Origin of the sequence: Variovorax sp. V118 (assembly GCF_041154445.1) — a bacterium.
Lineage (GTDB): Bacteria > Pseudomonadota > Gammaproteobacteria > Burkholderiales > Burkholderiaceae_C > Variovorax > Variovorax boronicumulans.
Map to the genome: position 1 here is coordinate 6,371,339 of NZ_AP028663.1, position 21,335 is coordinate 6,392,673.

Sequence of the window (21,335 nt, forward strand, 5' to 3'; positions counted from 1 at the left end):
GAGATCAATCTCCTGTTTTTTGTTCGGAAGCGGACAGCGATGGTACGGGCAGCGCGCGCAACGCGTCGGCGAGCGCGGCGCGGCAGCGCGCCTCGTCGCCGACTTGCTCGAACAGCAGCAGCGCGAGCCGCGCGAGGAACAGCGATTCGCGTTCGGCGCCGGCCTCGGTGATGGCGCGCGCGCACTCGGCGTACAGGCGGTCGCGGGCGTCGGGATGAAGCGAGGGGGCGGAGGTCGTCATGCGGGAATGTCCTGTGAAGTGGCGACGGCCGCGCGCGCCAGCGCGGCGGGCAGCGCGCCGGCCGGCAGGCGGTGCCAGCGCGCGGCCACATGGCCATCGGGGCGCAGCAGGTAGACGGCGCCGTCGCTGGCGCCGAGCGTGGCGAAGACAGCGGGGGACGCCTGCGCATCGGTACCGTCGCTCCCCAGGCTGCCGATGCTGCGAACCGCAAAAGGCAAGGCGCCTCGCTGCGCTCGCTCGATGTCGGCGACGGGCGGCGAAGCCACATCCGGCCGCAACACCAGCAGCGTGAACACCGGCGCAATCCAGTCCGTGAGATGGCCCTGTTCGAGCGCCTGCTCCAGCATCACCTCGCCGGGCAACGGCCCCGCCGGCAATGCATCGCCTTCGCTCGACAGCGCCGAGTCGTCGTAGCGCACGGCCTGCGTCTGGCGCGGGTTGATGAGCTGCGCGATGCCGCGGTGCGCTTCGGACAGCGACAGCGCCGCCTCGCGCAGCAGGTCGAAGCCGCGCGAGGGCGGCGACATGAACTCGGTGCTGCGCATCGCGCTCTCGGCGTTGATGTGGAAGGCCGCGATGCGCTCCTGCGAGTACGAATCCAGCAGCGCCGGGCCCGACAGGCCCTGGGCCACGAAGGCCAGTTTCCAGGCCAGGTTGTCGGCGTCGTCGAAGCCCGAGTTGAGCCCACGCACGCCGAAGATCGGCATCGCGTGCGCCGCGTTGCCCGCGAACACGACGCGGCCGTGGCGGTAGTTGTCGAGCGTCATCGCGCCAGCGCGGTAGACCGAGGTCCACACCGTCTTCCACGGCAGGTGGCCTTCGCCGATGGCGTCGAGGTGGCGCTGCACGAACTCGGCCACCGCCGCGGGCTGCAGCGCGTCTTCGGTGCTCTGGCCGGCGCGCAGCTGGTAGTCGATGCGCCAGATGTCGTCGGGCTGGCGATGCATCAGCACGGTCGAGCCGGGATTCCACGGCGGGTCGAACCAGGCGCGGCGCTCGGTCGGGTGGTCGCTGTGCAGCTCGATGTCGATGATCACGTAGCGGCCTTCGTAGCCGGTGCCCTCCAGCGCCAGCCCGAGCGACTTGCGCACGAAGCTCTGGCCGCCGTCGCAGGCCGCGAGCCACTGGCCGCGCAGGCGGTAGGCGCCCTCGGCGTTGCGCACGTCGAGCGTCACGCCGTCGTTGTCTTGCGCGAGCGCGGTGAGCTCGGTGCCCCAGCGGATGTCGACGAGCCCCGGCGTCGCGGCGTTGCGGCGCTCGATCTCGTCCAGCAGGTACTGCTCGATGTAGTACTGCTCCAGGTTGATCATCGGCGGCAGCTTCTGCTGCGCGGCCTGCGGCATCTCGAAGCGAAACACCTCGGCCGTCTTGTAGAAGCTGCGCCCCACGCTCCACGGCAGACCCTTGCCCATGAACGCCGGCAGCGCGCCCAGGCGCTCGACGATCTCCAGGCTGCGGCGCGAGATGCAGGCCGCGCGGCTGCCCACACAGACCGTGTCGTCGGCCTCGAGCACCACGCAGCGCACGCCGTGGTTGGCGAGCCCCAGCGCCAGCGCCATGCCCACCGGGCCGCCGCCCGCAATCACGACGGGGTGGCGGCCGGGCTCCATGCCGTCGGCGCCGAGCGTCGGCAGGCGGGGCGCGAAGCGCGTGTAGTGGAAGGCGCCGACCGAGGGCGGCAGCGCAGTCGCGCAGGCTGGCGGCGGCACGGGGCCGGTGGCGGCGTCGGCGGTACGGGTGGTGGTCATGGAACGGGATTGTCCCGATGCACCGCCCGCGCCAATGTCATAACTTCGTAGGAGGTATTTACCCTAGTCTTCCTTCGAAACCCCATGAAACGCTGGCGCCTCCACCCTGCCACCGACGCCCAGCTGTCAGCCGCCGTCGTCGGCGACGTGCTGGCGGGCATCGGCACGCCACACCTGGCGGCCAGTTGCCTGGCGGCGATGCACCGCGTGATGCCCGTCACCTTCTGCACCGTGTTCGGCGTCGACGCCACCGGCCGCATCGAGACCGTGTCGGCCGCCAGCAGCTACGGCCACACGGCCGAGCGCACCGCCGAGCGCTACGTGGCGCAGCGCTTCGACCGGCTCGACCCCCACATGGCGTGGCTGGCCGCGCGCAAGCTGCCGAAGCGCGCCCAGCTGTGGATGGGCCACCAGCACGGCGACGAGGTGGCCGACCCCGCCTACCGCGCCGCCTGCTACGGCGACGTGGGCATCCGCGAGCGCAGCTCGGTGCTGCTGCTGCGCCCCAGCGGCCAGCGCGTGGCCGTGAGCTTCTACCGCAGCCTGGCGCAGCCCGAGTTCGGCGAGACCGACTTCGACGTCATCACCGCCCACGCCACCCTGCTGGCCGACGCCGCCAGCGCCCACAGCCGCAGCGCGGCGGCCGTGCACGAAGCGGCCGCGCCCACCCTCGCCTCGCGGCTGTTGACGCTGAGCCTGCGCGAACGCGAGGTGATCGGCCACCTGATGGCGGGCCGCACGGCGAAGGAAACGGCGCGCGTGCTGGGCGTGGAGCTCAGCACGGTGCGCACGCATCAGTACCGGGCGTTCCGGCGGTTGGGGATACGTACGCAGAAGGAGTTGCTGCGGGGTGCGATGCCCGCGGCCGTCACGGCATCGTGACGATCTGCCGGATGGCCTCGCCGCGCTGCAGGCGGTCGAAGCCCTCGTTGATCTCCTCGAGCTTCAGGCGCCCGGTGAGCAGCCGGTCCACGGGCAGCTTGCCCTGGCGGTACAGCGCGATGAAGCGCCCCAGGTCGCGCCGCGGCACGCAGCTGCCGAGGTAGCTGCCCTTGAGCGTGCGCTCCTCGGCCACGAGGTGCCAGACCGGCGTGTTCAGCGTCTGGATGGCGGCGGGCAGGCCCACGGTCACGGTGGTGCCGCCGCGGCGCGTGACCTTGTAGGCGAACTCCAGCGCCTTGGCCGAACCCACCATCTCGAGCGCATGGTCGACGCCGCCCTCGGTCATGTCGCGCAGCCGCTTGGCCGCGTCGGGGTCGCTGGCGTTGACGCTGTCGGTGGCGCCCAGCGCGAGGGCGAAATCGAGCTTGTCCTGCGCCAGGTCGACCGCGATCACGCGCGCGGCGCCCGCCGCCAGCGCGCCCATGAGCGCGGCCAGCCCCACGCCGCCGAGCCCCACCACGGCCACGGTCTGACCCGGCCGCACCTGCGAGGTGTTGACCACGGCGCCGACGCCGGTCACCACCGCGCAGCCGAACATGGCGGCGATCTCCAGCGGCAGCTCGCGGTCGATCTTGTGCAGCGAGCGGCGCGACACCGTCGCGTACTCGGCAAAGGCCGACACGCCCACGAAGTGGTCCATCGGCTCGCCGCGGTACGACAGCCGCCGCGCGCCGCCCAGCAGCGTGCCCGCCACGTTGGCCGCGCCGCCCGGCTCGCACAGCGCGGGCCGGCCCTCGGCGCACGGCGCGCAATGGCCGCAGCTCGGCACGAACACCAGGATCACGTGGTCGCCCGGCGCCAGGTCGGTCACGCCCTCGCCCAGCGCCTCGACCACGCCGGCCGCTTCATGGCCCAGCACGATCGGCGTGCGGCGCGGCCGGTCGCCGTTGAGGATCGACAGGTCCGAGTGGCACAGCCCCGCGGCCGCGATGCGCACCAGCACCTCGTCGGGGCCGGGCGGCGCCAGCTCGACCTCCTCGATCTCGAGCGGTCGGCTCTGGGCATAGGGCGCGGGGGCGCCGAGGCGCTGCAGGACGGCGGCACGGACTTTCATGGGGACTCCTTCGGTTCGGTCAGGCGATCAGGACTTCGCTGCGGCAACCAGCGGGCACTTGCTCTTGGACAAGGGCTGGAAGGCCTTGTCGCCGGGGATCGTGGACAGCACCGTGTAGTAGTCCCACGGGTACTTCGACTCGGCGGGCTTCTTCACGCTCACCAGGTACATGTCGTGCACCATGCGGCCGTCGGCGCGGATCGTGCCGCCCTGCGCGAAGAAGTCGTTCACCGGCATCGCCTTCATCTTCGCGGCCACCGTGGCGCCGTCGTCGGTGCCCGCGGCCTGCACCGCCTTCAGGTAGTGCGTGACCGCCGAGTAGGCGCCGGCCTGGATCATCGAGGGCATCTTCTTCATGCGCTCGAAATAGCGCCGCGCCCAGGCCCGCGACTCGGGCGTACGGTCCCAGTAGAAGCCGGTGGCGAAGGTCATGCCCTGCGCCTGCGCCAGGCCCAGCGCATGCACGTCGTTGATGAACATCAGCATCGGCACCACGCGCTGCTTGGGCGACACGCCGAACTGCCGCGCCGCCTTGACGGCGTTGACCGTGTCGCTCGTGGCGTTGGCCAGCGCGATGGTGTCGGCCCCGGAGGCCTGCGCCTGCAGCACGTACGACGAGAAGTCGCTCGCGTTGAGCGGATGGAACACGCTGCCGATCACCTTGCCCTGCAGCTCGCCGACGAACTCGGTCATGTTGGCGGCCATGGCCTTGCCGAAGGCGTAGTCCACGCCGATCAGGTACCAGGTCTTGCCGCCCTGGCGGCTCACGCCCTGCGCGGCGCCGTTGGCCAGCGCATAGGTGTCGTAGGTGTAGTGGACCGAGGTCGGCGCGCAGGCTTCGTTGGTGAGCGCCACCGAGGCGCCGCCGGTGTTGATCGACAGCTTCTGCCGCTCGCGCGCCAGGTTGACCACCGACAGCGCGACGGCCGAGTTGTTCATGTCGAAGATGGCGTCGACGCCGTCGCGGTCGTACCAGGTGCGCGCCAGCGAGGCGCCGATGTCGGCCTTGTTCTGGTGGTCGCCCCAGACCAGCTCGACCGGCCGCCCGAGCACTTTGCCGCCGAAGTCCTCGATGGCCATGCGCGCGGCCTCGACCGAGCCGCGCCCCGCGGTATCGGCGTACAGGCCCGACATGTCCGACAGCACGCCCACGCGCACCTTGTCGTCGCTGAGCTTCTGGGCGGCGGCCTGCCCGGCCAGCGCCATGCCCATCCCCACCCATGCGCACAACGCGCGCCCCGCCAGCTTCGGCATGCCCATGGACCTGTCTCCTTGCAGTGAACGGATCGCTGCATCCTAGGCAGCGCCCGCCACGCAGGGTTGGGCTTTGCGGAACGGGGGCTTCCGGCCAGCCGAACGGGGAGAAACCCCGACAGGGCCTGCGTCAGCCTTCGGCGGCGGGTTCCGGCGCGGTGCCGGTGTCGGTTCCGGCCTGCGGCTTGGTGAGCGACACCGGCGCCTCCACCGGCCGCCCCGCCGTCGACACGATCTCCTGGTCGATCGCGCCGAACAGCGAGCGTCCGTCCAGCCCCTTCATCTCGATGCGGATCGTGTCGCCGAACTTCATGAAGTCGGTGGCGGGTGCGCCGTCCTGGATGGTCTCGATGCAGCGCTTCTCGGCGATGCACGAGTAGCCCTTGGGCCATTCCATACGGCCGTTCTTCTCGACGCCCTTGTTGCTCACGGTGCCGCTGCCCACGATGCTGCCGGCGCGCACGTTGCGGGTCTTGGCGATGTGGGCGATGAGCTGGCCGAAGTGGAAGGTCATCTCGGGGCCGGCGTCGCACAGGCCGACCTTGCGGCCGTTCCAGCTGCTTTGCAGCGCCAGGTGCACGCGCCCGTCCTGCCAGGCCTCGCCGAGCTCGTCGAGCGTGACGGCCACGGGGCTGAAGGCGGTGGCGGGCTTGCTCTGGAAGAAGCCGAAGCCCTTGGCCAGCTCGGCCGGAATGAGGTTGCGCAGGCTCACGTCGTTGGCCAGCATCACGAGGCGGATGCCGTCCAGCGCCTGCTCGGGCGTGGACCCCATCTTCACGTCGCCGGTGACGACGGCGATCTCGGCCTCGAAGTCGATGCCCATGGCCTCGCTGGGCACGATCACGTCGTCGACCGGGCCCAGGAAGTCGTCGCTGCCGCCCTGGTACATGAGGGGGTCGGTGTAGAAGCTCTCGGGCACTTCGGCGTTGCGCGCCTGGCGCACCAGCTCGACGTGGTTCAGGTAGGCCGAGCCGTCGGCCCACTGGTAGGCGCGCGGCAGCGGCGCCATGCACTGGGCCGGGTCGAACGGAAAGGCGTGGCGCGCGCGGCCGTGGTTAAGGGCGTCGTACAGGTCCTGCAGCTGCGGGCTCATGAAGCCCCAGTCGTCCAGCACCTGCTGCAGCCGGCTCGCGATGCCGGTGGCGTAGTGGGCGAGCGTGAGGTCGCGCGAGACGACGACCAACTGGCCGTCGCGCGAGCCGTCCTTCAGGGTGGCGAGTTTCATGGTGCGGGCGTGAGCAAGAAAAAGGGCGCGGCGCCGCGCCCACTAAACTGGTTGAACGGGCGGCAGTGTACCGAGTGGACTTCGTGAACCTCGGCGCCGCAACCCACTCCACACACCCATGTCGACGCACGTCGCGCCCCCACCGCTGTCCCTGGGCCTGCCCGGGCGCCCGTCCTGGCGCGCGCTCGCGGGGCTGACGCTGGCGGTGGCGCTGGCGCACCTGCTGCTGCTCGGGCTGGCGCCGATGGCCATCGGGCCGGAGCCCTCGCCGCTGGCCAGCAAGTTCATCACGCGCACGATCGTGATCGCCCCGCCCGCAGCGGAGGCCCCTGCGGCACCGGCCGCCGCGCCGGTCGCGGCCAAGCCGCCGCCTCCGGCCAAGCCCCGGCGTCCGCGCGAGGCGTCGGTGCCCAAGCCCAAGCCGGCCCCGGCCCCCGTGCCGGACGCGCCGGCCCAGACACCTCCTCCCGAAACGCCCGACCAGACCGCGCAGGCCGCTACAGATTCAGGAGCAACCGCCCCCGAGACACCGGCCAGCGCCCCGGCCGCCGCCACCGGCAACACGCCCGGTGGCACGCAGGGCGGCACGACCACGGCCGGCAGCGGCGCCTCGGGCACCATCGCCGGCACCCAGGCGCTGCGGATTCCGGGCTCGGTCACGCTCGATTTCGAGGCCACGGGCCAGAAAGGCGCCTCGCCGCAGCGCGGCGTGTTCGGCGAACTGGTCTGGCTGCAGGACGGCAGCCGCTACGACGGGCGGCTCACGCTCAAGGCGGTGTTCTTCACCCTGCTGAACTGGCACAGCACCGGCAAGATCGGCCCCTCGGGCCTGGAACCCGAGCGCTACTCGGAAAGCCGCAAGGCCGAGGTGGCCTCGCACTTCGCGCGCGACCAGGGGCAGATCATCTTCAGCAACAACGCCCCCAGCGTGCCCTTGCAGCCGGGCGCGCAGGACCGCATGAGCGTCATGATGCAGCTGGGCGGCCTGCTGGCGGCCAGCCCGGGGCGCTACCCGGCCGGCACCCGGATCTCGGTGCAGACGGTGGGCGTGCGCGACGGCGATGTCTGGGTCTTCGAGGTCGGCGACGAGGAGCAGCTGAGCCTGCCGGCCGGCGACTTCACCACGCGCAAGCTCACCCGCACGCCGCGCAAGGAGTTCGACCGGAAACTGGAGCTCTGGCTGGCGCCGCGCTACGGCTACCTGCCCGTGCGCATCCGCCAGACCGAGGCAAACGGCGATTTTGCTGACGCCCAATTGCGCAAACCCCTACCCGAAGCGCCCGCCAATTGAGGCAAAAAGGCTCACATATCAACGGCGCGACGACAACTGTTCTTGAAACTGGCGCGTTGATTGCTATCTAACCCCCATGAACGCCATCGACATCCTCACAGGGCCCGCCATGAACATGCTTTACGACTCCGAGTCCTTCGTCGTCGTGCACGTGCAGCCGAACGACGGCGACGAGCCCAGCACGACGCCCAACGGCCCCGTGCTGGAACGCCACGGCTTCGAGATCGTGGACAAGCGCTCTGGCAAGGAGGTGTACCTCGACGGTTCCTGGGCCGAACTGTTCCAGCAGCAGATCGCCGCTTGGCAGCTCAACACGCCCACGCAGGAGGAGGTCGAGGACACGCTCGAGGGCTACGCCGAGCTGGCGCACACGCCGGTGCTGGTGCACTGAGCGGCCTGCCTCGCCCGAACGAAAAAAGCGCCCCGCGGGGCGCTTTTTCTTTGCCTAGACGCCCCGGCGCTCGGTCCAGCGGTACATCGGCCCCACGATCAGCAGCACCGCCACCAGCCGGCACACCTGGAAGGCCGTGACCACCGGCACGCCCAGCTGCAGCACCTTGGCCGTGATCGACATCTCGGCGATGCCGCCGGGCGAGGTGCCCAGGATCATCGTGGCCGGATGCAGCCCGGTCGCCCCGGCCAGCAGCCAGGCCGCGCCGGCGCACAGCACCAGCATGCCGACCGTGCCCAGCGCCACCGAGCCGAGCCAGCGCGGCGCCGTGTGCAGGAACTCGCGGCTGAAGCGCACGCCCAGGCTCACGGCAATCACCAGCTGCGCGGTGTTCGACAGCCAGGTCGGCACCGCCGACAGCGACTGCCCCGCGACCGTGAAGCCCATCGCCACCAGCAGCGGCCCCATGAACCACGGGTTGGTGCGGCCCAGCGCCCGCATCACGAGCCCGCCCAAGCCGGTGGCCAGCGCCAGCAAGGCCAGCCCGGCCGGGTTCACCTCGCGCACGCCCGGCGGGTTGATCTCCAGGCCGTGCAGCCCGCTCCACTGCATCGCGAACGGGATCGTCACCGTCACCACCATCAGCCGCAGGCTGTGCGCGGCGGCCACCAGGTCGGTGCGCGCACCGGCCGATTCGGCCAGCAGCGTCATCTCCGAAGCCCCGCCGATGGCGCCAGCGAAGTAAGTCGTGGCTCTCATGGATTTCGCCGGCACATGCGGCATGCGCGCCGCATGCACGCGGTGCAGCCAGCGGCCGAAACCCCAGCCCAGCAGCAGCGCCCAGCCGATGGCCAGCAGGATCGCCCACCACACGCCGGCCACCAGCGTCACCACCTGCGGAGTGAAATACAGGCCCAGCGCGGTGCCGATGACCCACTGTCCCAGGTTGCGCAGCGGCGTGTGGCTGGCGGTCGGCTGGCCCGCGATCGAGGCCAGCGACACCGCGAACAGCGGGCCGATCATCCAGGGCAGCGGGGTGTGCAGCACGACACAGGCGAGTGCGGCGGCCAGCGCCAGCAGCAGCGTGGCCAGCACGCGAAGGGGAAAACGAAAGGACACGGGCAGAGAAAGCAGCGGAAAAGGACGACAGCCCGGTGCAGGGCGCCGGGCATAGTATGGCGGGATGCCTCCTCGTCCTTCCCGTGCTTCCCGGTTCCTCGCGCCCCTGGTCGCCGCCGCCCTGCTCGCCGGCTGCGCCGCGCTGTCCGCCGAGGCGCCCGTCGCGCGCCGTGTGGCGGCGCTGCTGCCGGCCGATGCGCTGCTGCTCGGCGAGCAGCACGACGCCCCCGAACACCACGCCCTCGAACGCGAGACCGTGCAGGCCCTGGCCGAGCGCGGCCAGCTCGCCGCGCTGGCGCTCGAGATGGCCGAGGACGGCCGCAGCAGCGCCCGCCTGCCCGCCACCGCCAGCGAGGCCCAGGTGCAGACCGCCCTCGGCTGGAACGACAAGGCCTGGCCCTGGACGCGCTACGGCCCCACGGTGATGACGGCCGTGCGCGCCGGCGTGCCGGTGGTCGGCGCCAACCTGCCGCGTGCGCGCATGAAGGACGCGATGGCCGACGTCTCGCTCGACGTGCAGCTCAACGGCGAGGCCTACGCCGCGCAGCAGGAGGCCGTGCGCGAGGGCCACTGCAAGCTGCTGCCCGAATCGCAGATCGGCCCCATGACGCGCATCCAGGTCGGGCGCGACCGCGCCATGGCGCAGGCGCTGGTGAAGGCCCGGCAGCCGGGCAAGACGGTGCTGCTGATCGCCGGCGCGGGCCACGTCACCAAGGTGCTGGGCGTGCCGCAGCACCTGCCGACCGACGTGTCGGTGAAGACGGTCCACCTGCAGGCCGGCGGCCCGGCCGAGGACGACACCGACGCCTACGACGCCACCTGGCGCACGCCGGCGCTGCCGCCGGTGGACTACTGCGCGGGCGTGCTCAGGCGAACTTCCTGATCGAATCCGCCAGCGTGTTGACCAGCGTGTCGATGTGCTGCTTCTCGACGATGTAGGGCGGCGCGATCACCAGCACGTCGCCCGCGGGCCGCACCAGCGCGCCCTTGTGGAAGCAGTCGAGAAAGACCTCATAGGCGCGCTTGCCCGGCGACCCGGCGATGGGCGCGAGCTCCACGGCCGCCGCCAGGCCCAGGCTGCGGATGCCCACCACGTTCGGCAGCCCCTTGAAGGTGCTGTGGAAGGCATCGCCGAGCACCTTGCCCATCTCGCCGGCGCGCGCGAACAGGTTTTCTTCCTTGAACAGGTCAAGCGTGGCAATGGCGGCGGCGCAGGCCACCGGATGGCCCGAGTAGGTGTAGCCGTGGAAGAACTCGACCACGTGCTCGGGCGCATCCGTCTTCATCATCGCGTCGTAGAGCTTGTCGCGGCAGATCACGCCGCCCAGCGGAATCACGCCGTTGGTCACGCACTTGGCGAAGTTCAGCATGTCGGGCACCACACCGAAATAGTCCGACGCGAAGTTGGTGCCCATGCGCCCGAAGCCGGTGATGACCTCGTCGAAGATCAGCAGGATGCCGTGCTTGTCGCAGATCTCGCGCAGGCGCTTCAGGTAGCCCTGCGGCGGCAGGTACCAGCCGGCCGAGCCGGCCACGGGCTCCACGATGATCGCGGCCACGTTGCTCGGGTCGTGCAGCGGCAGGATGCGGGTTTCGAGCTCGACCAGCGGGTCTTCGGTCCACACCGGCTCCGCGTTGTGGATGTAGGCGTGGTTCACCGGGTCGTGGATGAAGCGCATGTGGTCCACGCGCGGCAAAAAGGCCGAGCCGAACACCTTGCGGTTGCCCGGAATGCCGCCCACCGACATGCCGCCGAAGCCCACGCCGTGGTAGCCCTTCTCGCGGCCGATGAACACGTTGCGGTGGCCCTCGCCCCGCGCGCGGTGGTAGGCCAGCGCCACCTTCATCGAGGTGTCGGCGGCCTCGGAGCCCGAGTTGCAGAACAGCACCTTGTTCAGGTCGCCCGGGGCCAGCGCGGCGATCATCTCGGCCGCCTTGAAGGCCTTGTCGTTGCTGACCTGGAAGGCGGTGGCGTAGTCCAGCGTGTCCAGCTGCTTCTTGATCGCCTCGTTGATCGGCTTGCGGTTGTGGCCCGCGCCCACGCACCACAGCGAGGAAATGCCGTCGACCACCTTCTTGCCGTCGTGCGTGGTGAACGTCATGCCGTCGGCCGCCACGAAAACCCGCGGGTCCTTCTTGAAATGGCGGTTGGGCGTGAAGGGCAACCACTGGTTGTCCATGTTGAAGTCCTGGAAGGCCATGTCTCGCTCCTGCGGTTATGTGGGGAGGGAAAATCGCGATTCTGGCACCCCTGCCACAATCCTGCCCCTGATGACGACCACTACGCCTGCCTACATCCTGAACCTCTCCTGTCCCGACCGGACGGGCATCGTGCACGCCGTGTCGGGCTTCCTGCTCGAGCGCGGCGCCAACATCGAAGAGGCCGCCCAATACAACGACCACGGCACCGGCCTGTTCTTCATGCGCGTGCGCTTCGCCTGCGGTGACCACAGCGAAGCCGTGCTGCGCGAGGAGCTGAAGGCCTTCGCCACCGGTTTCGGCATGAGCCTGCAGCTGCACGCCGCCGCCGACCCGATGAAGACCGTGATCCTGGTCAGCAAGGAAGGCCACTGCCTGAACGACCTGCTGTTCCGCTGGAAGAGCGGCCTGCTGTCGATCGACGTGCGCGCCATCATCTCGAACCACCGCGACTTCTACCAGCTGGCCGCCAGCTACAACGTGCCCTTCCACCACATCCCGGTGACGGCCGCGACCAAGGCGCAGGCCGAGGCGAAGCAGCTGGAGATCATCGAGGCCGAAGGCGCCGAACTCGTGGTGCTCGCGCGCTACATGCAGATTTTGAGCAACGACCTGTGCAAGAGCCTGGCCGGCCGCGCGATCAACATCCACCACTCGTTCCTGCCCAGCTTCAAGGGTGCCAAGCCCTACTACCAGGCGCACGACCGCGGCGTGAAGCTGATCGGCGCCACCGCCCACTACGTGACGGCCGACCTCGACGAAGGTCCGATCATCGAGCAGGACGTGGCCCGCGCCGACCACACCGACACGGTCGAAGACCTCACGGCCCGCGGCCGCGACACCGAAAGCCAGGTGCTGGCCCGCGCCGTGAAGTGGCACAGCGAGCACCGCGTGCTGCTGAACGGCCACCGCACGGTCGTGTTCCGCTAAACCCACTCCATCGCCGCTTCCAGATGCGCCTGCAGCTCCCGCTTTTCGCCCTTGCTGCCGCTCTGGCAGCGCCCGCCACCTTCGCCCAGGACGCCCGCGCCGGCAGCGCCCCGCTGGCGCCCGACGCGCTGTTCGCGCGCATCTCGCCCAGTGTCTGGGTGGTGCAGGCCAGCGACGCCCAGGGCAAGGTCCTGGCCACCGGCAGCGCGGTCGCCACTGGTCCGGGCACGGCCGTCACCAGCTGCAAGCTGCTGGCCAAGGCCAGCGCCGTGGCGCTGCGCCGCGACAACGTGAGCTACGGCGCCGTGCTGGAGCTCCCGGACGTCGAGCGCGACCTGTGCCAGCTGCGCATCGCGAACCTCGTGTCGCCGACCCTGGGCGTCGTGCCCGCGGGGGCGCTGCAGGTCGGGATGCCGCTGTACGTCATCGGATCGCCGCGCGGGCGCGAACTCACGCTCGGTATTTCCATGCTCGGCGGCGTGCGCCGCAACGCCGCGGGCGCGCTCGAGTCGCTGCAGCTGGCCACGCCGACCGAGGCGGGCCTGGCCGGTGCCGGCCTGTTCGATGCGCAAGGCCGCCTCGTGGGCCTCGTCGCCGGATCGGCCCCGGCGACCCTCGCCCTGCCGGCCGCATGGATCGCGGAACTGCCGACGCGCGGCCAACGGGCCATCGAGCGCCTCGCCTCGCAGCCCGCGCCGGCCAGCGTGTCGCTGCAGCGCCCGAGCCTCGTGGAGTACCAGTTGCACGACCGCCTCACCAACACCTACCGCAAGGTGATCTACCGCGCGGACACGGCCACCACCTCGGACGACCGCCTCAGCTTCAACAACGGCGGCTGGATCGAGAAGCCGGGCGGCGAGGTGATCGGCGTCACGACGGCCGTGGCCGGCGAGTTCGACAGCGTCATGCCGCCGCGCGGCTGGGCCCGCCCGACCCTGGAACAGGACGCCGCCTGGGCCACGGAATACGACGCCACCATGGGCGGCACGCGCATCAAGATGGACCTGCGCGCCAGCGTGGTGGACGACGCCGCCATGCTGCCGGTCAACGGCCGCGAGATGAAGGTGGTGAAGATCGACTACCGCGGCCACACCCAGCGCTTCGCGAACGCTGGCGCCTGGAGTGGCAACCAGTACGGGACCTACCGCGCCAGCGTGTGGTTCTCGCCGGAGCTGGGCCGCGTCGTCCGCTTCGAAGTGCAGACGCGCGGCGGTGCGAGCGGCGGCGCGTTCCAAGTCAGCGAAGTGCTCGAGCTGGTGAGCATCCGCTAGCCCCGGGCGCGCGCCGCGCGCTCTCTATCGATCAATTGCGGTACGGGTTGTCCGGACGCCGGTCCTGGCGGTTCGGCACGCCGTCGCCGTCGCGGTCCCAGCGGCCGCGGTTGTATTCCCAGCGGCCATTGTTCTCGCGCCATTCCGGCGCGCGGTAGGCATAGCCCGGGCGGGCGCGCACGTACATGCCGCGCACCCACACATGGCGACCGCCACGCCACTCATAGTGGCCCGGCGACCACACATAGCCGCGACGCGGCGGCGGCATGCGCTCGTAGCGCGGCGGGGGCGGCGGCCCCTGGATGGTGATCACCGCCTGCGCCTGCGCGGCCGTGGGAACGGTCAGGGCGCCCACTGACAGCAGCGAAGCGGCACCGATGGAAAGAGCGACTGCGAGTGTTTTCATGAGAAAGCCCCATGGTTGTTGGAGGAGCCTTCATGCTGCCGGGACCGTGTGAAGCGCCTGTAAGCGCTGCGCGAAATCTTGTGTAGAGCTGTTTCGCTGCCGCAGACGCGCTTTATTCCTGCAATTCGCGCAGGTCGATGGCCGCGGCCATGGCCGCGTGGCCGGCGCGGTTGGGATGCAGGTGATCGCCGCTGTCGAATGTCGGATTCAGCTGACGCGGCGCGGCGGGGTCGCGCAGCACCGCATCGAAGTCGACCACGCCGTCCACGTCCTGGCGGCTGCGCACCCAGCGGTTCACGGCCTCGCGCATGGCCTCGTTGGCGTCGGTGCCGTAGATCGTGTTGCCGAAGGGCGGCACGGTGCCCAGCAGCACCTTCACGCCCTTGGCGCGCGCCTGCTTGACGAGCTGCCCCAGGCCCTCGGTGACACGCTCGGCCGTGGGCACGTCGTGCGGCGGCACCTTGAGGCCGGGGATGCCCGCGAAGATGGCGCGGCCGATGTCGTTGGTGCCCAGCAGCACGATGACGTGCGTCACGCCGCTCTGGCCCAGCGCGTCGCGCGCAAAGCGCGACAGGCCGTCGGGACCGATGCCGTTCACCAGCAGCCGGTTGCCGCCGATGCCGGCGTTGATCACCGACACCGCGTGCGCGGCCTGCGGGCTGTCACGCAGCCGCGTGGCGAGCATGTCGGGGTACGAACCGTCGCCCGACTCGCCACCGCCCGCGGTGATCGAATCGCCGAACGCGACGACGGTGCGCACGGGTCGGGCGGTGAGCACGTCGAGCCCGGTCACGATGTGGCTCATCGGCAGCGCCGTCGCCTTCGACAGCCGGGGCGCCGAGACGGCGTTGCCTTGCGCCAGCCAGCCCGTGTCGCTGGACAGCAGGTACATCGTGGCGAACGGTGTCGCGCGGTCGAGAAAAAGACTCACGGCCACGGCCTGGCCCGCCGCAACGTTCAGCGCCACGCCGTCGCTCCATGCTTCCGCGCCCGGCGCCACGGTGACGGTGGCGCGGCCGCCGAAACGCAGCGTGCGCAACGAGGCCGGCGAGATGGCGTCGCCGCCCGTGCCCAGTGCCACGGTGGCCGCGGCGATGCGCAGCGGCGTCTTGCCGAAGCGGTTCGACACCCGCACGCGGATGCGCTCGCCGTCGATCGTCGGGCGCATCATCTGGCGCAAGGTCTGGCCGCGGAACACATGGTCGCCCGGCCCGCCGATGGCGGCCGTGGCGGGGTTGGCGTCCAGCTCGGCGAAGTCGAGCACCGCCACGGCCCAGCTCGCCACCCAGCGCGCTTCGGCCGGCTGGCGCGCCGCCTGCTCGACCTTCTCAGCCCACACCGCCTGCACGCCCACGAGCAGCACCGCAAGGCCGAGAACGGCCATCCAGTGTGCAGGGGAAAAGGCGGCGTCGCGCAGACGGACGCGCCAGCGGGCAGGAAGCTTCATGCGTGCAAAAGCGGCCCAGTGTACGGAGCCGCCTTGCCCGCGCAGGTGACGAGGTCTAAGCCTGCGTTACCAAGTGTCGACGTACGCCGAGACCGCTTCCGCCGGCCGCGTGGCCGACGCCAGGCCGCGCACCAGCCAGGTGCGCGTGTCGGCCGGGTCGATCACCGCATCGATCTCCAGCGTCTGCGCCATGTGGATCGCTTCACCGTTCGCGTACTGCTGCGCCACCAGCTGCTTGAACAGCGCGTCGCGCTCGGCGCCCTCGGGCACGGCCGCGAGTTCCTTGCGAAAGCCCAGCCGCACCGCGCCTTCGAGGCCCATCGCACCGAACTCGCCGGTGGGCCAGGCCACGGTGAACACAGGCGCATCGAAGCCGCCGGCGGTCATGGCCTGCGCACCCAGGCCGTAGCCCTTGCGCAGCACCACCGCGAAGAAAGGCACGCGCAGGTGCGAGGCCACCATGAACATGCGGCACACGTGGCGCACCTGCGCCTGCGCCTCGACCTCGGGCCCGACCATGAAGCCGGGCGTGTCGCACAACGACACGATCGGTAACCCGTGGGCATTGCACAGTTGCATGAAGCGAGCGGATTTGTCGGCCGCCTCCACGTCGATCGCGCCGCCCAGGTGGTGCGGGTTGTTCGCCATGAGACCTACCGGCTTGCCCTCGATGCGCGCCAGCGCCGTGACGATGCCCGCGCCGAAGCCCGCGCGCAGTTCGAGCAGCGAGCCGGTGTCGGCCACGCCGCGCATCGCGGCGCGCACGTCGTACACGCGCAGGCGGTTCTCGGGCACCACGTGCCGCAGCGTGCGCGGGTCGGCGCACTGCCAGTCGCTCACCGGGCCCTGGAAGTACGACAGGTACTGCTTGACCGCAGCGACTGCAGCCGCTTCGTCCTCCACCAGGATGTCGATCACGCCGTTGCGCGACTGCACGCTGCTCGGCCCGATCTGCTCGGGCGCGAAGGTGCCCAGGCCGCCGCCTTCGATCATCGCGGGGCCGCTCATGCCGATGTTGCTGCCCTGGGTCGCGATGATCACGTCGGCGCAGCCCAGCAGCGCCGCGTTGCCCGCGAAGCAGCGGCCATGCACGATGCCGACGACAGGCACCTTGCCCGACAGCGCCGCGAACTGGCTGAAGGTGTGGTTGTTCAGGCCCGCGACGATCGGCATGTCGGTGTCGCCCGGCCGCCCGCCTCCGCCCTCGGCGAACAGCACCACCGGCAGCTTGAGCTGGTGCGCCACCGCGAGCAGCCGGTCGGTCTTGTGGTGGTTGCGCATGCCCTGCGTGCCGGCCAGCACGGTGTAGTCGTAGGCCAGCACGGCGCAGCGCGACCTCTCGGGGCCGAACTGCTTCGCGTTGACGCTGCCCAGGCCGGTCACCATGCCGTCGGCCGGCGTGTTGGCGATGAGGTCTTCGAGCGTGCGGCGGCGCGTCTGCGCGGCGATGGCGAGCGCGCCGTACTCGATGAAGTTGCCCGGGTCGCCGGCCATGTCGCACAGGTCGGCGATGTTCTCGCGCGCGGTGCGCCCGCCCTGCGCATGCCGCTTGTCGACGGCCGCCTTGCGGTTGGCATCGAGCGTGGGCGCATGGCGGTCGATGACCTTCTGCAGGTCGGGGCGGATCGCGTCGAGGTCGTGCGCGACGCGCGCCTGCGCCTCGACGCCCTGCGCATCGACGGCCTCCAGACGCACCAGCGACTGGCCTTCGACGAGGTAGTCGCCGGGCGCGGCCAGCAGTGCGAGCACGCGGCCGGCCACGGGCGCGTGCAGCAGGTGCTCCATCTTCATGGCCTCGAGCACGCCCAGCTGCGCGCCGGCAGGCAGCACGTCGCCCACTGCGACCTCGAACTGCACCAGCTTCGCGGGCATCGGCGCCTTGACGGTGAGGCCGTCGTCTTCGCCCTCTTCCTGCACTGGTGCGCTCACCGCTGCGGGCGCGGTCACCTTCTTCGTGTGCTTCTCAAACGCCTTCGCGTCCGCGAGCAGATCGCCCAGATGCGCTTCCACGAAGCGCGTGTGCACGGCCTGCGTCGCGAATTCGGGCCGCGCGGCAATGGCGCACAGCAGCGGCAGATTGGTGGCGATGCCGTCGATGTGGCATTCGTCGAGCGCGCGCAGCGAGCGGCGCAGCGCGTCCGCGAAGCGCGGCGACGGCGAATGCACGATGAGCTTGGCCAGGAGCGTGTCGTAGTGCGGCGAGGGCGCGAGGCCCGTGTAGCCGTGCGTGTCGACGCGCACGCCGGGGCCGGCCGGCAGGTCGAAGCGCGCGAGCGTGCCGCCCGCGGGGCGTGCGTTACCTTGCGCATCGAGCGTCTCGGCGTTGATGCGCCACTGCACCGCGAAGCCGCGCTGCGGCGCCGTGCGGCCGGCCTCCACGCCGAGCGCGTCCAGCGTGTCGCCCGAAGCGACGGCGATCTGCAGCTGCACGAGGTCCAGCCCCGTCACGGCTTCGGTCACCGTATGCTCGACCTGCAGGCGCGGGTTCGCTTCGATGAAGACGAAAGGCAAAGTGGTCGACGCGGCATCGACCAGGAATTCGAAGGTGCCGAGGCCGCGATAGCCCACGGCCTTGGCCATGCGCAGCGCGGCCTGCGTGACCTGCGCGCGCAGCGGCTCGGGCAGCGAGGGGCTGGGCGCGATCTCCACCAGCTTCTGGAAGCGGCGCTGCAACGTGCACTCGCGCTCGCCGAGGCTGGCCACGGCGTGGCCGTCGCCGAGCACCTGCACCTCGATGTGCCGCGCGTTGCGCATCAGGCGCTCGACGTACACGCCCTCGATGCCGAACGCCGCCTTGGCCTCGGACATGCAGCGCGCATGCGCCTCGGGCAGCTCGTCGGCCGTGAGCACGGCGCGCATGCCGCGTCCGCCGCCGCCGCCGATGGCCTTGACCATCACGCCCGCGCCCTGCGCATGCTGCTCGGCGAAGAAGGCCTGCGCCTGCGCGAGCGTCACCGCGCCCGCGCTGCCGGGCATCACGGGCACGTCGCACTGCGCGGCCAGTTCGCGGGCGCGGGCCTTGTCGCCGAACAGGCCCAGCTGCCCGGGCGTGGGGCCGATGAAGACCAGGCCCGCGTCGGCGCAGGCCTGTGCGAAGTCGGCGCGCTCGCTGAGGAAGCCGTAGCCGGGATGCACCGCATCGCAGCCTTGCGCCTTCGCCACCGCGATCAACGCGGCCACGTCGAGATAGGCCGAGGGCCCGGTCGCATCGAGCGCCACCGCCACGTCGGCCAGCTGCACATGCAGCGCGGCGGCATCGTCGCGCGCATGCACCGCCACGCTGGCGATGCCCAGGTCGCGCAGCGCGCGCACCAGGCGCACGGCGATCTCGCCGCGGTTGGCAATCAGAACTTTGGAAAACACGCGAGGAAGCCTTTCAGGTCTTGTCTTTGAGCAGGCGGCGCAGCACCTTGCCCGCGCCCGTGGTGGGCAATGCATCGATGAAGCTCACGGCGCGCGGCGCCTTGTAGCTCGCCATGTTCTCGCGCGCCCAGGCCACGAGCGCGTCGGCCTCGAGCGCGGCGCCGGGCTTGCGCACGATGAAGGCCTTCACGACCTCGCCCTTCTCGGGGTCGGGCTGCGCGATCACCGCCGCCTGCGCCACCGCCGGGTGCTTGATGAGGATGGTCTCGACCTCTTCGGGGAACACGCTGTAGCCCGAGACCTTGATCATTTCCTTGAAGCGGCCGATGAAGGTGAGGTAGCCGTCGGCGTCGAGCTTGCCCATGTCGCCCGTGTGCACCCAGCCGTTGCGCAGGGTGGCGGCCGTGGCTTCGGGCTTGTTCCAGTAGCCCTTGAACGAGCCGGCGCTGGTGAGCACGATCTCGCCGACCTCGCCCGTGGGCATGTCGGCCTGGGTGTCGGTGTCGATGATGCGGATGGTCACGCCCGGCACCGGCACGCCCTGCGTGCCCCAGCGCGGCGCCACGTGCGGCGTGTAGGTGTCGCAGGTGTGGGTTTCGCTCAGGCCGTAGGCGGCCTCGAACGAGCTGCAGTTGTTGGCGTGCGAGCGCCACTGCGCGGCCAGCGGTTCGGTGAAGGCAATGCCGAAGCTGGTCACGGGATTCATCTTCAGGCTCGACAGGTTGAAGCGGGCGATGTCGGGCACCTGCATGCAGGCCACGTTCATCGGCGCGATGCTGTACCACCAGCTCACTTTGTAAGCGGCAATGGCCTGCAGCACGGCGCGCGGATCGAAGCGGTGCATCAGCACCGAGGCGGCGCCGCTGAGCACGGGCACGTTGACGCCCATGAGCATGCCGGCGATGTGGTACAGCGGCGCGATCGACAGCAGCACGTCGTCCGGCCCCACGCCGTTGCAGTCGGCCGCGGCGCGCGTCTTGAAGAGCGCGTTGCCGTAGCTGAGCATCGCGCCCTTGGGCAGCCCGGTGGTGCCCGAGGTGTAGGTCATGAGCGCGATGTCGTCCATGTCGATGGCGACGGGCTGCGGCGTGGCGCCGCTGCGCATCACGGCGAGGAAGTCTTCGCAGCCTTCGGGCACGGTGCGTTCGGCCGTGCGCTCGGCGGCCAGTTCGGCCGGCAGGTCGAGCGTGGGCTCGGCGGGCAGCAGGTCGGCGTAGTGCACCACGAACACATGCGCGAGTGCGCTCTCGGCCTGCACCTTGCGCACCACCGGCACCAGCGGCGCGGCCGCGACGATCACGCGCGCCTTCAGGTCGTTGACCTGGTAGGCCAGCTCGTGCTCCTTGTTGAGCGGCCCGCTCGGGCAGACGATGGCGCCGATCTTCTGGATGCCGAAGTGCGCCACCAGGTACTGCGGGCAATTGTTGAGGAACAGCACCACGGGTTCGCCCTTGGCCACGCCCAGTGCCTGCAGGCGCGCGGCGAAGGCGTCGCTCGCGCGGTCGAGCTCGGCCCAGCTCAGGGCCTGGCCGTACCAGAGGCAGGCGGTGGCGTCGCCGCGCGTGCATGCGTGGTCGCGCAGGTAGGCGTGCAGGGGCTGCTGCACGCGCGGCGGCAGTTCCTTCAAGCGTTCGGCGGCAGGTGTGGGGGTGGCGGGCGTTGTCTCCATGGCGTCACTTTCTCAGGGTTATCGATAGCCGCCTGCGCATGGCCGGCGCTTGCCAATGCGGCATGGTGCACGAACAATCCTACCCATGGGTATAACTTCCGCGACACCGAACAAACCCTCTGCCACGCACACGGCGCTGGCGGCGCAGCCGCACCTGCCGCAGGGCACGGGCCGCCAGCGTGCAGCCACGCAGGGCACCGACCTGCAGCGCGAGCGCATCCTGCAGGCGGCGGCGCAGCTGTTTGCCGCGCAGGGCTACGCCAACACGACCATGGCGCAGATCGTGCGCGAGCTGGGCGTGACCAAGCCCTTCGTGTATTACTACTTCCGCGACAAGCAGGAGATCTTCGAGACGCTGTCGTGGCGCCCCGCGGTCGACTGCTTCACCGCGCTCGACTTCGCCGCCGCCGACCCGCGCCGCGCGAGCGAGAAGGTGATGGAAGGCATCGAGGGGCTGATCCGCGCCACCATCGCGCACCACCCGGTGGCCTTCTTCGCGTACCGCGAGCCGCAGGTGTACCGCCCTGAGTACCTCGAAGCGCAGAAGAAGCTCGCGCACCACTTCTATGACCTGCTGTGCCCGCTGCTCGAAGAAGCCCGGCGCGACGGCGACCTCGACTTCGACGAGACCAAGATCACCGCGCTCGCGGCCTGCAGCCTGCCGGGCTTTCTCTACAGCTGGTACCGCCCCAACGGGCGCCTCTCGCCCGACGAGGTGGTGGCGCAGCTCACGAAACTGGCCAGCCGCGTGATCGGGCTGCGCGCGACGCACTGATTCCGTCTTT

At 70.6% G+C, this 21,335-nt stretch carries 18 protein-coding genes; 7 read left to right on the forward strand and 11 right to left on the reverse strand.

Going from position 1 to position 21,335, the window contains the following annotated elements:
* Positions 1-4 precede the first annotated feature (4 nt).
* Together ACAM52_RS29620 and ACAM52_RS29625 are read right to left on the reverse strand one after the other, a co-directional pair.
* Positions 5-241 carry a hypothetical protein gene (locus ACAM52_RS29620; RefSeq protein WP_095746954.1) on the reverse strand — a complete coding sequence of 79 codons (237 nt, stop codon included), beginning with the start codon at positions 239-241 and terminating at the stop codon, positions 5-7.
* Positions 238-1,989, reverse strand: a complete 1,752-nt coding sequence (locus tag ACAM52_RS29625) for an FAD-dependent monooxygenase (protein WP_369645335.1) — start codon at positions 1,987-1,989, stop codon at positions 238-240. Before ACAM52_RS29625 ends, ACAM52_RS29620 begins: the two co-directional genes overlap by 4 nt.
* An 84-nt stretch (positions 1,990-2,073) precedes the next feature.
* Here ACAM52_RS29625 and ACAM52_RS29630 point away from each other — a divergent pair, with 84 nt between their 5' ends.
* Positions 2,074-2,871, forward strand: coding sequence for a LuxR C-terminal-related transcriptional regulator (locus ACAM52_RS29630; protein ID WP_369645336.1), 798 nt, complete (start codon positions 2,074-2,076; stop codon positions 2,869-2,871).
* On the opposite strand, the gene ACAM52_RS29635 is transcribed toward ACAM52_RS29630, so the two are convergent.
* The 3 genes from ACAM52_RS29635 to ACAM52_RS29645 all read right to left on the reverse strand — a co-directional run bounded on the left by ACAM52_RS29635 (position 2,858) and on the right by ACAM52_RS29645 (position 6,464).
* On the reverse strand, positions 2,858-3,985 hold the full coding sequence (locus ACAM52_RS29635) for a zinc-dependent alcohol dehydrogenase family protein (RefSeq protein ID WP_369645337.1): 1,128 nt from the start codon (positions 3,983-3,985) through the stop codon (positions 2,858-2,860). The genes ACAM52_RS29630 and ACAM52_RS29635 overlap by 14 nt on opposite strands.
* A 27-nt stretch (positions 3,986-4,012) precedes the next feature.
* Positions 4,013-5,245: an ABC transporter substrate-binding protein gene (locus ACAM52_RS29640; protein WP_369645338.1), complete on the reverse strand. Its 1,233-nt coding sequence runs from the start codon at positions 5,243-5,245 to the stop codon at positions 4,013-4,015.
* A 124-nt stretch (positions 5,246-5,369) separates the two neighbouring features.
* Positions 5,370-6,464, reverse strand: a complete 1,095-nt coding sequence (locus ACAM52_RS29645) for a fumarylacetoacetate hydrolase family protein (protein ID WP_139701322.1) — start codon at positions 6,462-6,464, stop codon at positions 5,370-5,372.
* A gap of 118 nt (positions 6,465-6,582) precedes the next feature.
* On the opposite strand from ACAM52_RS29645, the gene ACAM52_RS29650 reads away from it, so the two are divergent.
* Positions 6,583-7,755, forward strand: coding sequence for a DUF3108 domain-containing protein (locus ACAM52_RS29650; protein WP_369645339.1), 1,173 nt, complete (start codon positions 6,583-6,585; stop codon positions 7,753-7,755).
* 109 nt (positions 7,756-7,864) lie between these two features.
* On the forward strand, positions 7,865-8,146 hold the full coding sequence (locus tag ACAM52_RS29655) for a DUF3567 domain-containing protein (protein ID WP_062478455.1): 282 nt from the start codon (positions 7,865-7,867) through the stop codon (positions 8,144-8,146).
* Positions 8,147-8,200: 54 nt separating this feature from the next.
* On the opposite strand, the gene ACAM52_RS29660 is transcribed toward ACAM52_RS29655, so the two are convergent.
* The gene (locus tag ACAM52_RS29660; protein ID WP_369645340.1) at positions 8,201-9,265 is read right to left on the reverse strand and encodes an AbrB family transcriptional regulator; all 1,065 of its coding nucleotides are present in this window, start codon (positions 9,263-9,265) and stop codon (positions 8,201-8,203) included.
* A 64-nt stretch (positions 9,266-9,329) separates the two neighbouring features.
* On the opposite strand from ACAM52_RS29660, the gene ACAM52_RS29665 reads away from it, so the two are divergent.
* Entirely contained in the window at positions 9,330-10,148 is an 819-nt protein-coding gene (locus ACAM52_RS29665; protein ID WP_369645341.1) for a ChaN family lipoprotein, read from the forward strand.
* Here the strand turns inward: ACAM52_RS29665 and ACAM52_RS29670 are convergent.
* On the reverse strand, positions 10,132-11,466 hold the full coding sequence (locus ACAM52_RS29670; protein ID WP_070063840.1) for an aminotransferase class III-fold pyridoxal phosphate-dependent enzyme: 1,335 nt from the start codon (positions 11,464-11,466) through the stop codon (positions 10,132-10,134). The two genes, ACAM52_RS29665 and ACAM52_RS29670, sit on opposite strands and share 17 nt — an antisense overlap.
* Positions 11,467-11,536: 70 nt before the next feature.
* Here ACAM52_RS29670 and purU point away from each other — a divergent pair, with 70 nt between their 5' ends.
* Together purU and ACAM52_RS29680 are read left to right on the forward strand one after the other, a co-directional pair.
* The gene (purU, locus tag ACAM52_RS29675) at positions 11,537-12,394 is read left to right on the forward strand and encodes a formyltetrahydrofolate deformylase (protein WP_062478396.1); all 858 of its coding nucleotides are present in this window, start codon (positions 11,537-11,539) and stop codon (positions 12,392-12,394) included.
* Positions 12,395-12,417: 23 nt separating this feature from the next.
* Complete coding sequence (locus ACAM52_RS29680) at positions 12,418-13,665, forward strand: serine protease (protein ID WP_369645342.1); 1,248 nt, start codon at positions 12,418-12,420, stop codon at positions 13,663-13,665.
* A 31-nt stretch (positions 13,666-13,696) separates the two neighbouring features.
* Here ACAM52_RS29680 and ACAM52_RS29685 read toward each other — a convergent pair whose 3' ends face one another.
* From ACAM52_RS29685 to ACAM52_RS29700, 4 genes are all read right to left on the reverse strand, one after another.
* Positions 13,697-14,071 carry a YXWGXW repeat-containing protein gene (locus ACAM52_RS29685; protein WP_070063838.1) on the reverse strand — a complete coding sequence of 125 codons (375 nt, stop codon included), beginning with the start codon at positions 14,069-14,071 and terminating at the stop codon, positions 13,697-13,699.
* A gap of 112 nt (positions 14,072-14,183) precedes the next feature.
* Positions 14,184-15,518, reverse strand: coding sequence for a GDSL-type esterase/lipase family protein (locus ACAM52_RS29690; protein WP_369645343.1), 1,335 nt, complete (start codon positions 15,516-15,518; stop codon positions 14,184-14,186).
* Between the two features lie 66 nt (positions 15,519-15,584).
* Positions 15,585-18,881 (reverse strand): carboxyl transferase domain-containing protein, encoded by a 3,297-nt coding sequence (locus ACAM52_RS29695; RefSeq protein ID WP_369645344.1) that lies wholly within the window; start codon positions 18,879-18,881, stop codon positions 15,585-15,587.
* 13 nt (positions 18,882-18,894) lie between these two features.
* Positions 18,895-20,508: an AMP-binding protein gene (locus tag ACAM52_RS29700; protein WP_369647801.1), complete on the reverse strand. Its 1,614-nt coding sequence runs from the start codon at positions 20,506-20,508 to the stop codon at positions 18,895-18,897.
* A gap of 127 nt (positions 20,509-20,635) precedes the next feature.
* Between ACAM52_RS29700 and ACAM52_RS29705 the strand changes: the two genes are divergently transcribed.
* Positions 20,636-21,325 (forward strand): TetR/AcrR family transcriptional regulator, encoded by a 690-nt coding sequence (locus tag ACAM52_RS29705; protein WP_369645345.1) that lies wholly within the window; start codon positions 20,636-20,638, stop codon positions 21,323-21,325.
* Positions 21,326-21,335: the final 10 nt, after the last annotated feature.

Excerpts from the sequence above, each read along its gene's own strand:
- ACAM52_RS29665 (WP_369645341.1), top strand. The coding sequence starts at position 9,330 with ATGCCTCCTCGTCCTTCCCGTGCTTCCCGGTTCCTCGCGCCCCTGGTC.
- ACAM52_RS29625 (WP_369645335.1), bottom strand. The coding sequence starts at position 1,989 with ATGACCACCACCCGTACCGCCGACGCCGCCACCGGCCCCGTGCCGCCG.
- purU (WP_062478396.1), top strand. The coding sequence starts at position 11,537 with ATGACGACCACTACGCCTGCCTACATCCTGAACCTCTCCTGTCCCGAC.
- ACAM52_RS29630 (WP_369645336.1), top strand. The coding sequence starts at position 2,074 with ATGAAACGCTGGCGCCTCCACCCTGCCACCGACGCCCAGCTGTCAGCC.
- ACAM52_RS29650 (WP_369645339.1), top strand. The coding sequence starts at position 6,583 with ATGTCGACGCACGTCGCGCCCCCACCGCTGTCCCTGGGCCTGCCCGGG.
- ACAM52_RS29705 (WP_369645345.1), top strand. The coding sequence starts at position 20,636 with ATGGGTATAACTTCCGCGACACCGAACAAACCCTCTGCCACGCACACG.
- ACAM52_RS29635 (WP_369645337.1), bottom strand. The coding sequence starts at position 3,985 with ATGAAAGTCCGTGCCGCCGTCCTGCAGCGCCTCGGCGCCCCCGCGCCC.
- ACAM52_RS29680 (WP_369645342.1), top strand. The coding sequence starts at position 12,418 with ATGCGCCTGCAGCTCCCGCTTTTCGCCCTTGCTGCCGCTCTGGCAGCG.
- ACAM52_RS29620 (WP_095746954.1), bottom strand. The coding sequence starts at position 241 with ATGACGACCTCCGCCCCCTCGCTTCATCCCGACGCCCGCGACCGCCTG.
- ACAM52_RS29645 (WP_139701322.1), bottom strand. The coding sequence starts at position 6,464 with ATGAAACTCGCCACCCTGAAGGACGGCTCGCGCGACGGCCAGTTGGTC.
- ACAM52_RS29640 (WP_369645338.1), bottom strand. The coding sequence starts at position 5,245 with ATGGGCATGCCGAAGCTGGCGGGGCGCGCGTTGTGCGCATGGGTGGGG.
- ACAM52_RS29670 (WP_070063840.1), bottom strand. The coding sequence starts at position 11,466 with ATGGCCTTCCAGGACTTCAACATGGACAACCAGTGGTTGCCCTTCACG.
- ACAM52_RS29685 (WP_070063838.1), bottom strand. The coding sequence starts at position 14,071 with ATGAAAACACTCGCAGTCGCTCTTTCCATCGGTGCCGCTTCGCTGCTG.
- ACAM52_RS29690 (WP_369645343.1), bottom strand. The coding sequence starts at position 15,518 with ATGAAGCTTCCTGCCCGCTGGCGCGTCCGTCTGCGCGACGCCGCCTTT.
- ACAM52_RS29655 (WP_062478455.1), top strand. The coding sequence starts at position 7,865 with ATGAACATGCTTTACGACTCCGAGTCCTTCGTCGTCGTGCACGTGCAG.